Consider the following 10556-nt stretch of genomic DNA (forward strand, 5'->3'; position numbering starts at 1 on the left):
GAGGGGCGGCGTGCCCGGCACGGCGCGTGCGGCAACGAGCGAGGAGCACGGAACATGACAGCGATTGTGCGGGTCGACGACGAGATCATCGGCGTCGAGGAGTTCATCCGGGTGCTGAAGCTCACGGGGCAGTTCGAGGGGCTGATCGAGCAGATCGTGCGTGACAAGCTCACCGTGCACGCGGCGCGCAAGCAGCGCATCGGCGTCACCCCCGAAGAGGTGCAGGAGCGCGCCGACCAGTTCCGCCGCGTGCAGGGGCTGCACCGCGCGGCGGACATGAACCACTATCTCGACGTGCTCAACGTCAGCCTGGACGAGTTCGAGACCTTCATCACCGAAAGCCTCTACCAGGAAAAAATGATGGCCGAGGTGACGAACGAGCGCGCGGTGGATGCCTACTTCAAGCTCCATTCGCCGAAGTTCGACAGCATCGAGATCAGCCACATCGTGGTGGACGCCGAAGGCAAGGCCAAGGAACTCATCTCCTACCTGCGCGACGACCCCGACAGCTTCGCCGAGATGGCGCGCGAGCATTCCATCGCCGACACGCGCGAGCAGGGCGGCGCCATCGGCAAGGTGCTGCGCGGCTCGCTGCGCGCCGACATCGAGGCCAAGGTGTTCAACGCCGCCGCCGGCGACCTGCTCGGGCCGTTCCCGTCGGCCGACCGCGCCGTCTTCGAGATCTTCATGGTGAGCGACAAGCACCCGGCCGTGCTCGACGCCGAAGTGGCGGCCGAGGTGCGCCGACTGCTGCGCGAGGACTGGCTGATGGCCAGGGCGCAGGAACATGTGATCGAAGCGCGCTAGCGCGCCGGCGCGGGGGCACCAAGCGATGGAAGCCAGCTCCGAACTGCAGCCGCTCGCCGATTTCCTGGCCGGCGTGGAGATCCTCTCGCCGTTCTCGCGCGAGGAACTGGAGCGGCTGGCGGAGCACGCGCAGGCGCTGACCTACGGCTTCGGCGAGACCGTGTGCAACGCGGGCGACGCGGCGGGCGGCCTGTTCATCGTCAAGGCTGGCTCGGTGCGCGTGTTCAACGAGGACAACGGCAAGGAGGTGAGCCTGGGCGTGCGCAAGGCGCGCGAGGTGTTCGCCGACGTGGCCATGCTGCGCGAGTACCGGCACGAATCGTCGGTGCGCGCGTCGGGCAAGACCGAGCTGCTGTTCATCCCGCGCGGCGTGACCGAGCCGCTGGCGGCGCAGAACCCGGCGGCGATGGCGTTCATCGCCAGCTACGTGGCGATCAGCTCGGCGGGCGGCTTCGTGGCGCGCCTGTTCGACCTGCGCGGCAAGCTCGACAAGGCCGAGCTGGAAGAGGCGGTGCGCAGCGTGGGCGTCAAGCGCATATCGGCCGGCAAGGAGATCCTGCGCCAGGACGCGCGCGAGGACCGCCGCCTCTACGTGGTGCGGCAGGGCGAGGTGCGCATCGTGCGCACCGAGGACGGCGTGGAGTTCCCGCTGGCCACGCTGCGCCAGGGCGACATCTTCGGCGAGCGGGCCTGCGTGATGCGGCAGGAGCAGATCGCCTCGGCCGTCGCCGTGACCGACGCGCGGCTGCTGGTGATCCCGGAAAAGACTGTGCAGCTGATCATCGAGCGCAACCCCAGGCTGCGCGAGGTGCTGGAGGAGCGCATCCGCTTCGTCGACCGCGAGCTGCACCGCCAGAAGAAGCTGGCCGAGCGCCGCAAGCATCCGGTGATGCTGGACCTGGCCTCCAAGCCGGAAATGGGCGAGCGCGTGATCCGCCGCTTCGCGCTGGTCGAGCAGGCCGAGGAAATGGATTGCGGCGCCGCGTGCCTGGCGATGATCTGCCGCCACTACGGCATTCCGATGACGCTGGGCAAGCTGCGCGAGCTGGCCAACGTGACCACGCAGGGCGCCACGCTGGACAGCCTGGCGCGCGCGGGCGAGTCGCTCGGCTTCACCACGCGCGGCGTGCAGTGCACGCAGGATTCGCTGCTGGGCTTCACGCTGCCGTTCATCGTGCACTGGGAGGGCTACCACTACGTGGTGGTCTACGGCGTGTCCAGGCGCTGGGTGTGGGTGGCGGACCCGGCGCTGGGATTCCGCAAGATGCGCGTGGAGGAATTCGAGCGCGGCTGGAGCGGCACCTGCCTGCTGTTTACCGCCGGCGAGAGCATGGCGCAACTGGCGGTGGCGCGCTCGCCGTGGCTGCGCTTCGTCGGCTACCTGGCGCCGTACAAGCGCATCCTGGTCCATCTGTTCATGGCGACCTTCGTGATCCAGGTGCTGGGCGTGGTGCCGCCGCTGATCATCCAGAACATCCTCGACGGCGTGGTGGTGCACCAGAACGTGGGCCTGCTCAATCTGCTGATCGTGGGGCTGATCGTCTCCAACGTGTTCTCGCAGCTGATGTCCACGGTGCGCGCCTATCTCGCCAACTTCATGGTGCGCAACATGGACTTCGCCATGATGTCGCATTTCTTCCGGCACACCATGTCGCTGCCGTTCTCGTTCTTCGCCAAGCGCAAGACCGGCGACATCTTCGCGCGCTTCCAGGAGAACCAGACCATCCGCGCGTTCCTGACCGAGTCCACCGTGACCACCGCGCTCAACCTGCTGATGGTGTTCATCTACTTCACCATCATGTTCCTCTACAACGTCAAGATGACGCTGGTGCTGCTGGCCTTCGTGGTGCCGATCGCGGCGCTCACGGTGCTGGCCACGCCGCGCGTGAAGGCCTACGCGCGCGAGGTCTTCACCACGTCCACCGAGGCCCGCTCCTACCTGATGGAGACGCTGGGCGGCGTGGAGACGGTCAAGGGCATGGGCATCGAGCGCGCGGTGCGGCTCAAGTGGGAAAAGAAGTACGCCAAGGCGCTCGAGCTGCAGTACAAGGCGCAGGCGTTCCATATCGTGGTCGGCCTGGCCAGCCAGCTGCTCAATGCCGCCACCACCATCGCCGTGCTGTGGGTGGGCGCCAACCTGGTGCTGCAGCGGGAGCTGACCATCGGCCAGCTGATCGCCTTCAATGCCTTCATGGGCAGCGTGCTGGCGCCGCTGATGGGACTGGTGTCGCTGTGGGGCCAGCTCAACGACGCCGGCGTGGCGATGGAGCGCCTGGGCGACGTGCTCGACCTGGACCCGGAGCAGAAGCCGCAGGACCTGCCCTCGCGCGTGATGCTGCCCGACCTGCAGGGCGAGATCAGCCTGGACGGGGTGTATTTCCGCTACGGCGGCAACGACACGCCCTACGTGCTGGAGAACATCAGCTTCAGCATCAAGCCCGGCGAGCTGCTGGCCATCGTGGGGCGCAGCGGCTCGGGCAAGACCACGCTGGCCAAGATGCTGGTGGGCTTCTACGTGCCCAGCGAGGGCAAGATCACGGTGGACGGCTACGACCTCGGCGTGATCGACAAGGAGTATTACCGCGCGCAGATCGGCTACGTGATGCAGAGCAACCTGCTGTTCTCCGGCACCATCGCCGAGAACATCGCCTGCGGCGACGACAGCCCGGACCGCCGCCACATCGAGGAAGTGGCCAAGATGGCCGACGCGCACGCCTTCATCAGCAAGCTGCCGCTGGGCTACGAGCAGGTGGTGGGCGAGCGCGGCATGGGCTTGTCCGGCGGGCAGATCCAGCGGCTGTGCATTGCGCGCGCGCTGTACCACGACCCGCGCCTGCTGGTGTTCGACGAGGCCACCTCGGCGCTGGACACGCAGTCCGAGAGCAATATCCTCGGCAACATGCAGGACATCCTGCGCGGGCGCACCGCGGTGATCATCGCGCACCGGCTCAGCACGATCATGCGCGCCGACAAGATCCTGGTTTTGTACGAAGGCGGCATCGTGGAGCAGGGGCGGCACGAGGAACTGCTCGAGCGCAAGGGCATGTACTACCAGCTGGTGCAGAAGCAGTTGAGCGCGGCCTGAACATGGCTTGAGCATGGCTTGAGCGTCGGCGCGCAGGGGGAGGGCGAGATGAAGTTGTTCAACCAGGGCGGCGCGGTCGGCAGCACCCTGTCCTACGCCGGGCTGATCGAGAAGATCGAGATCCTGCGCTCCACGCTGCGCTGGGCCTCCAGGCTCGAGCGCGCCGACATCGAGAAGCTGCTCAAGCAGGCCACCACGCTGCGCGACGAGGTGATGCAGCTGTCGCACAAGGAGCGCTTCGTGCAGGCCGCGGTGGCCGAGCCGGCCGAGCCCGAGCCGGCGGCCGACCTGGCCCCGCGCGAGCGCCGCCAGGCGCTGCTGGAGCGCAGCTTCATCTTCGAGGGCACGTTCGGCGACAACCCCAAGCTGCTGGAGGCGCTGGAGATCGCCGAGAAGGCCGCGCCGACGCACCTGCCGGTGCTGATCGACGGCGAGAGCGGCACCGGCAAGGAGCTCATGGCCAAGGTGATCCATGCCAACGGCTCGCGCACCGACAAGCCGTTCATCTCGGTGAACTGCGGGGCGATTCCCGAGAACCTGATCGAGTCCGAGCTGTTCGGCCACAAGAAGGGCGCCTTCACCGGCGCGGCCAGCGATCGGCGCGGCAAGTTCGAGAGCGCGCACACCGGCACCATTTTCCTCGACGAGATCGGCGAGCTGCCGCTCACCGGGCAGGTCAAGCTGCTGCGCGTGCTGGAGGCGCACGAGATCCAGCGGGTCGGCTCGGACGAGACTATCTCGGTGGACACGCGCATCGTGGCGGCGACCAACCGCGACCTGCGGCGCCTGAGCGAGGAGGGCAAGTTCCGCGAAGACCTGTTCTACCGCCTCAGCGTGATCCACGTCACGCTGCCGCCGCTGCGCGAGCGCCGCGACGAGATCGCGCTGCTGGTGGCATTCTTCGGCGACGAGGCGGCCGGCTCGCTCAAGCGCCGCCCGGTCAAGCTGACGCCGCGCCTGCGCGATTTCCTCATGAATTACGCCTACCCGGGCAATATCCGCGAGCTGCGCAACCTGATGTACCGGGTCTCGTGCCTGGCCGGCGATACCGCCGACCTCGAGCACCTGCCGCAGGACATCCGGCCGCGGGCGGCCGGCCCCGCGCTGGTGGCGGGTGGCGTGGCGGCGGCCGGCGGAGTGGACGCGACCACCGCGACCTCGCTCAGCGAAGCCAAGCGCGCCGCCAGCGACGAGGCCGAGCGCGCCTTCCTCGAACGCGGCCTGCACGAAGTGGGCGGCACCGTGGCGGAGCTGGCCAGGCGCTTCGACATGAACCGCTCGCACCTGCAGATGCTGCTCAAGAAGCACGGCATCCATTCGAAGGATTTCCGCCACCAGGCCGCGCAGGGCGGCAAGGCGGGCTAGGGGAATGGCCGGCCCCGCGCCTAGAGCGCGGGATTCACCATTGTCTTGTCGTTGGCGTAGAGGTCTTCGGCGCGCGCCACCACGGCGGAGATATTGTCGTGGCCGCCGCGCTCCAGCGCCGCCGTCACCAGGGCCTGCGCGGCCAGTTCGCAGTCGCCGCAGGCCAGGAAGCCGGCGATCTCCGGATCGCGCAGCTCGTTGCTGATGCCGTCGCTGCACAGCAGGAACATGTCGCCGTCGGCCGCCTCCATCCAGGTCTGCTCCAGTTCCAGCGAGGCATTTGCGCCCACCGCGCGCGTGATGGTGTTGTGCGCCGGATGGTGGAGCGCTTCCTCCGCCGTGATCAGGCCGCGCGCCTTGAGCTCCTCCACGCGGCTGTGGTCGCGCGTCAACTGGGTCAGGTGCGCGTCGCGGTACAGGTAGATGCGGCTGTCGCCGGCCCACAGGCAGCCGCAGAAACGCTCGCAGGCCATCAGCACGACCACGGTGCTGCCGATGCGCCGCACCTGCCGGCGCGTGGCCTCGGCCAGCAGCGCGCGGTTGACTTCCAGCAGCGCCGCGCGCGCATCGTCGAGCAGGCCTTCCAGGCTGCGCGGCTCGCCCAGCCGGTCCAGCGTTTCCACCACCAGGTTGCTGGCATAGTCGCCCACCGCGTGGCCGCCCATGCCGTCGGCCACGACCCAGAGCCCGCGCTCGGGCCGGGACAGGCAGGCATCTTCGTTGCGCTCGCGCACCAGGCCGACGTCGGTGCGCGCGGCTGAAGTCCAGCGGAATTGCGATGCACAGGTCACGATCGTCTCCGTTGCGCGGGCCGGCCGGCGCGCGCCGGCCGGCCCGGTCGCATGGACGCGGGCGCGGCCGCGCGTCGCGCCCCGGGCGGGCTCAGATGTGCCCGTCGTTGCGCGCGCCTTGTCCCGCCTGCACATTGATGTTCGCGCCCGGTGCCGAATTGCGAACGTCGATGTTCTGGAACTGATTCACCATCTGATCAGCATAGAAGCTGTTGTTGATCTCGTAAAAGTTGACGACGGGGCCGAGGCTCGGCCTGGCCGGCTGGTAGGGCTGGATCCAGCCGAATACCCAGGGCGCGCCGCCGCCGCGGATGGCCGACATGGCGCGTCCGTCGAGCGTGCGGTCGTTGTAGAGGTCGTGGATGGCGAGCGATGCCATGATCGGTCTCCGGTGGTGGTTGCGGGATGGTTGCGCGATGGCCATGATGCCGTCCCCCTTCCATCAGCAAGGCGCATGCCAGTGCGGCGCCGGCATCCGGCGCGCGCGCCGCGCCAGCCCGGAACCGCCAGCCGGCGCGGCCTGCGGCCCGGCGTGGGCCGATGCGGCGCGTGGCCGCGCGCGCTGGCGAGTTGGCGGTGCGCCAACATGGGCGCCGGAACTGGTGGCTGCGGCCCGTCTGTTTCCGTGCCGCGCCGCGCGTTCGCGCGATGGCGGTTTCGGTGTGCTTCGGATTCGCGTCGGCGCGGCGCGTCCGCTTGCCGCCGGGTGCGCGCAGTGACGGCGCGCGGCCAACACAAAGCGCGCCGGGATGTTGGGCTGCCCACGACATTCTTGTGGCGCCGGTCCCGCCGTTTTTCCCGCTTTCCCTGATGACGCCTGAGCCGGTGGCCGATGGCACGGTTGATGCGGATATGGCTGCAACCAGCAGGCAATGCCTGCAGCAAGCAAACAGATCCGAGGCCGCCATGAACCACCAAGACCAACGCCACGCCGAAGCCGCCGAAGCCGCCGAAGCCGACTACCCGCTCGGCGCGCACCTCGTCACCGAACGCCGCGGCTACGCCCATCACGGCATCTACATCGGCGAGGGCAAGGTGGTCCACTACGCCGGGTTCGCCGGCTCGCTGCATCGCGGCCCGGTGGAAGAAGTGAGCCTCGAACACTTCGCCGCCGGCCACGCGGTCAGCGTCAAGGCCAACCCCTGCGCCCGCTACGTCGGCCGCGAAGCCGTCGCGCGCGCCCGCTCCCGCCTTGGCGAAGACGACTACCGCCTGCTCACCAACAACTGCGAGCACTTCTGCTCGTGGTGCCTGCTGGGCCAAGCCCGCAGCGAGCAGGTCGAAGCGTGCCTGCACCATCCGGCCGTGGCGGTGCACACGGTCGTGGTCCTGCTCAGGACGCTGATCGAAACCGAATGGCGCGGCGCCCACTTCGGCGCCCGCATCGCCTGAACCTGCCAGGAGACTGACATGCAAACGACCCGGGTATCCCTGCGCGGACTGATCGACAAGTGGCTCGGCGCGCGGCTGGCCGCGCCGGCGCGCATCACGCGCGTGCGCGGCGCGCGCGCCGGGCAGGGCGGCTGCGTGCGGGTGGAGGTGGCGGGCCCGTCCGGCCAGCTCTCGATGTTCTTCTTCCGGCATGGCGACTGCGGCTGGTGCGTGTTCCCGCCGTCGCTGAATGCGGCTTGACGGCCCGCCCCGGCCGGCGCGGTTCCATCTATGATGGCGTCATGCCCGGCGGAGGGAGGGAGCGATGGAGCGCACATTCGAATATGGCGGTTACGCCGTGCTGGCCCGCGCGGTGGCGTGCGCCGGCGGCGGCTTCTCGGCCACGGTGGTGATCGCCGACGCATTCGGCGGCGATGCCCCGCAGGTTTCCTTCGAGGAGGACGCCGGCATCGCGCCCACCGCGGAGGCGGCGCTGGCGCTGGCCGAAGCGTCGGCCATGCAGACCATCGACGCGGGGCGGGTGAACTAGGCCGGGGGTCGAAGCGGCATCGTCAGGCGGATGCCGGCCGCGGCAGCGCGCCGGCGCGCGCTGCCGTATACTCTTGGCCTTCCTTTCTTCCTGGCTGGCCGCGCGATGCGCGGTCGTTTGACGCCGTAGCACGATGAATCCAAATTCCCGCCGTATTTCCGTCGCCCCGATGATGGACTGGACTGACCGCCACTGCCGCATGTTCCACCGGCAGTTGAGCCGCCATGCCTGGCTTTACACGGAGATGGTCACGACCGGGGCGCTCCTGCATGGCGACGTGAAGCGGCACCTGGATTTCGATGCGGCGGAGCAGCCGGTGGCCCTGCAGCTCGGCGGCAGCGAGCCGGCGGACCTGGCGGCGGCCGCCAGGCTTGGCGAGCAGTGGGGTTATGCCGAGATCAACCTCAATTGCGGATGCCCATCCGAGCGCGTGCAGCGTGGCGCGTTCGGCGCCTGCCTGATGGCCGAGCCGGAGCTGGTCGCGGACTGCGTGAAGGCGATGCGCGATGCGGTGTCGGTGCCGGTGACGGTCAAGCACCGCATCGGCATCGATACGATCGAGCACTATGACTTCGTGCGCGATTTTGTCGGCAAGGTCGCGGCAGCAGGCTGCGAGACCTTTATCGTGCATGCGCGCAATGCGATCCTGAAGGGCCTGAGCCCGAAGGAGAACCGCGAGGTCCCGCCGCTGCGCTATGAGGTGGCCTACCAGTTGAAGCGCGAGTTTCCGCACCTCGAGATCCTGATCAACGGCGGTATCGTGACGCACGACGAGATGGGCGCGCATCTCGCGCACGTGGACGGCGTGATGATCGGCCGCGAAGCCTATCACCAGCCCTATGTGCTGGCCGAGGTGGATACGCGCTTCTATGGCGCGCGGACGCCGGTGCCGTCCCGGCTCGAAGTGGAGCTGGCGATGCAGCGCTATATCGGCGACCTGGTGGAGCAGGGCGGTTATATGGGCGCGGTCACGCGTCACATGCTGGGCCTGCACCGTGGCATCCACGGCGGGCGCGGCTGGCGGCGTGTGCTGTCCGATGCGCGCCGCATGCATGCGGTACGGACGCGCGCGGGGGTGGACGCCATGTTCGAGGAAGCCCGCGCGCATTTGCAGCCGGGCGGCGAAGTGTCGCTCGAGGCGGCCTGAGCGCACGCTGCTGGCCCGCCGCGGGTCGAGTTTTTCCTCTAACTTCGAATATGGTTTTCATGCAGGCGAGGCGCAGGGCGCAGCGACGGGCACTTGACCTCGCCAGCGGCCCGCTTTGCCGCGCCGGCAAAGGGATTCCCCTAATTCGTGCGGGAGCGGCAAATTCATACACTGTGCTTGCCCTCGAATACGGGGCTTTCTTCAACTGATTATTAAGCCCGCCTTGCGCGGGCTTTTTTTTGGCGCAACCGGTGGCTAATGCCATTGGATATTGGCGGCAATATGGCGCGGATTTTTGGTGTGGTCTTCCGTTTACCCTGATGGTACGAACGGGAAATGGCGTCTAGATTACTAGAGCCTTCAGGGCAATTGAGATCGCTAATTGGAGGGCCCGCGCTGCGGGCTCTTTTTTTTCGCCGGCCAGCGGTCCGCCGTGGCTGCGGTGGCGGTCCGCCGCGCTACTTCGATCGCTCGCTCGAAATGCCGATGTCCACGGTGCCGTAAGTGGTGATGCCGGAGCCGCTGCCGTCGCCGGCCGGGCTGGCACAGCCGCCGGCGAGGACGAGGACGGCACAGGCGGCCAGCAGGCTCCGTGCAAAGTAGTTCATGATGACCTTCCGGGGTCGCGGCGGATGCCGCGTTCCTGTTTGGGCGCCGGATCGCGGGGTTTGGTTCCTGGCCGGGTCAGCCGATGACAAACCGGTGCAGCAGCAATACCGCGATGGCGGGGCAGGCCAGCACCAGGCCGCCGACAAACGGAAAGCGTTGCGACCAGATGCCGATCAGGGCGGGGATCGCGGCAATCGGTCCGAGGACATCCATCAGCAGCGACAGCATGCCATTGGCATGAGGGCCATTCGCCGCCGCCGGCAGCTCGGCCGCGGCGGGCGAGCCGAACAGGCCGTAGGCGCTGCCGAAAATGAGAGCCACGAGGCAGAGGGAGGCTGCGAGCTTGAGGGTGTGCTTGGTGCTGGAGGTGGGCCGCATCACTGTTCTTCCGTGGGGCCGAGGGGCCGGCGGCGGGTGGCAAGGCAACTGGCGCGTCTCGGCGATGCTTGCAAAAATAGCGCAATCTGCACCTATTCCTACTGAGACTTTTCTAATTCAGAGTTAAGCCGGTCCGGTTCTGGTGAGGCCGCCGCGGCTGCGTGTCGAGGTTGCCGTCGCCTGATCGTGTCGTTGCGGGCGGGGTTGGATGGGCGCCCTCAGGTAGTCCGTGACGACGGCGCAGGCCATGCGGACGGTCTTGTTGTCTCTGTGGCTCGATGAGGAGGCATGACGGAGCCATGCCCTTCGCGTGCCGACATTCGTGAGTGCCAAATATGCGTCATAGTCAACTTATGGCGGTAGCACAGAATTATTTCAGAAAACGCTTGCCAAGGCTCGATTGGGGCCTTAATATTCGCTCCCTCGCAACACGAAGCTTGTCTGCAAAGGCAG

Annotated in this window: 11 protein-coding genes; 7 read left to right on the forward strand and 4 right to left on the reverse strand. The window is 67.8% G+C overall.

Going from position 1 to position 10556, the window contains the following annotated elements; translation table 11 throughout:
- Positions 1–54: 54 nt before the first annotated feature.
- Genes AC3WXD_RS32670 through AC3WXD_RS32680 form a run of 3 tightly spaced genes read left to right on the forward strand, consistent with a single transcriptional unit; the run spans position 55 to position 5257 of the window.
- Positions 55–807: a peptidylprolyl isomerase gene (locus AC3WXD_RS32670; RefSeq protein ID WP_059413399.1), complete on the forward strand. Its 753-nt coding sequence runs from the start codon at positions 55–57 to the stop codon at positions 805–807.
- A 25-nt stretch (positions 808–832) separates the two neighbouring features.
- Positions 833–3892, forward strand: coding sequence for a peptidase domain-containing ABC transporter (locus tag AC3WXD_RS32675; RefSeq protein WP_059413400.1), 3060 nt, complete (start codon positions 833–835; stop codon positions 3890–3892).
- A gap of 48 nt (positions 3893–3940) precedes the next feature.
- Entirely contained in the window at positions 3941–5257 is a 1317-nt protein-coding gene (locus AC3WXD_RS32680) for a sigma-54 interaction domain-containing protein (RefSeq protein ID WP_492325492.1), read from the forward strand.
- Between the two features lie 20 nt (positions 5258–5277).
- Here the strand turns inward: AC3WXD_RS32680 and AC3WXD_RS32685 are convergent, their stop codons facing one another.
- Complete coding sequence (locus AC3WXD_RS32685) at positions 5278–6048, reverse strand: PP2C family protein-serine/threonine phosphatase (RefSeq protein ID WP_020206118.1); 771 nt, start codon at positions 6046–6048, stop codon at positions 5278–5280.
- Positions 6049–6139: 91 nt separating this feature from the next.
- Positions 6140–6427 (reverse strand): hypothetical protein, encoded by a 288-nt coding sequence (locus AC3WXD_RS32690; RefSeq protein WP_020206117.1) that lies wholly within the window; start codon positions 6425–6427, stop codon positions 6140–6142.
- A 527-nt stretch (positions 6428–6954) separates the two neighbouring features.
- Here AC3WXD_RS32690 and AC3WXD_RS32695 point away from each other — a divergent pair.
- From AC3WXD_RS32695 to dusA, 4 genes are all read left to right on the forward strand, one after another.
- Positions 6955–7440, forward strand: coding sequence for a lecithin retinol acyltransferase family protein (locus AC3WXD_RS32695; RefSeq protein ID WP_492325493.1), 486 nt, complete (start codon positions 6955–6957; stop codon positions 7438–7440).
- 18 nt (positions 7441–7458) lie between these two features.
- Positions 7459–7680 carry a hypothetical protein gene (locus tag AC3WXD_RS32700; protein WP_020206115.1) on the forward strand — a complete coding sequence of 74 codons (222 nt, stop codon included), beginning with the start codon at positions 7459–7461 and terminating at the stop codon, positions 7678–7680.
- 64 nt (positions 7681–7744) lie between these two features.
- The gene (locus AC3WXD_RS32705) at positions 7745–7969 is read left to right on the forward strand and encodes a hypothetical protein (protein WP_059413402.1); all 225 of its coding nucleotides are present in this window, start codon (positions 7745–7747) and stop codon (positions 7967–7969) included.
- A 133-nt stretch (positions 7970–8102) separates the two neighbouring features.
- On the forward strand, positions 8103–9116 hold the full coding sequence (dusA, locus tag AC3WXD_RS32710; RefSeq protein WP_492325494.1) for a tRNA dihydrouridine(20/20a) synthase DusA: 1014 nt from the start codon (positions 8103–8105) through the stop codon (positions 9114–9116).
- 458 nt (positions 9117–9574) lie between these two features.
- Here the strand turns inward: dusA and AC3WXD_RS32715 are convergent, their stop codons facing one another.
- Both AC3WXD_RS32715 and AC3WXD_RS32720 read right to left on the reverse strand, forming a co-directional pair.
- Positions 9575–9724, reverse strand: a complete 150-nt coding sequence (locus AC3WXD_RS32715; protein WP_020206101.1) for a hypothetical protein — start codon at positions 9722–9724, stop codon at positions 9575–9577.
- Between the two features lie 76 nt (positions 9725–9800).
- A complete protein-coding gene (locus AC3WXD_RS32720; protein ID WP_059413459.1) occupies positions 9801–10103 on the reverse strand; it encodes a hypothetical protein in 303 nt (100 codons plus the stop codon).
- Positions 10104–10556 lie beyond the last annotated feature (453 nt).

It is taken from the genome of Cupriavidus sp. FW216-B1 (assembly GCF_058789195.1).

Bases quoted from the DNA above. Each gene is read 5' to 3' on its own strand.
- AC3WXD_RS32670 (WP_059413399.1), top strand. From the start codon at position 55: ATGACAGCGATTGTGCGGGTCGACGACGAGATCATCGGCGTCGAGGAG.
- AC3WXD_RS32675 (WP_059413400.1), top strand. From the start codon at position 833: ATGGAAGCCAGCTCCGAACTGCAGCCGCTCGCCGATTTCCTGGCCGGC.
- AC3WXD_RS32680 (WP_492325492.1), top strand. From the start codon at position 3,941: ATGAAGTTGTTCAACCAGGGCGGCGCGGTCGGCAGCACCCTGTCCTAC.
- AC3WXD_RS32690 (WP_020206117.1), bottom strand. From the start codon at position 6,427: ATGGCATCGCTCGCCATCCACGACCTCTACAACGACCGCACGCTCGAC.
- AC3WXD_RS32695 (WP_492325493.1), top strand. From the start codon at position 6,955: ATGAACCACCAAGACCAACGCCACGCCGAAGCCGCCGAAGCCGCCGAA.
- AC3WXD_RS32700 (WP_020206115.1), top strand. From the start codon at position 7,459: ATGCAAACGACCCGGGTATCCCTGCGCGGACTGATCGACAAGTGGCTC.
- AC3WXD_RS32705 (WP_059413402.1), top strand. From the start codon at position 7,745: ATGGAGCGCACATTCGAATATGGCGGTTACGCCGTGCTGGCCCGCGCG.
- dusA (WP_492325494.1), top strand. From the start codon at position 8,103: ATGAATCCAAATTCCCGCCGTATTTCCGTCGCCCCGATGATGGACTGG.
- AC3WXD_RS32715 (WP_020206101.1), bottom strand. From the start codon at position 9,724: ATGAACTACTTTGCACGGAGCCTGCTGGCCGCCTGTGCCGTCCTCGTC.
- AC3WXD_RS32720 (WP_059413459.1), bottom strand. From the start codon at position 10,103: ATGCGGCCCACCTCCAGCACCAAGCACACCCTCAAGCTCGCAGCCTCC.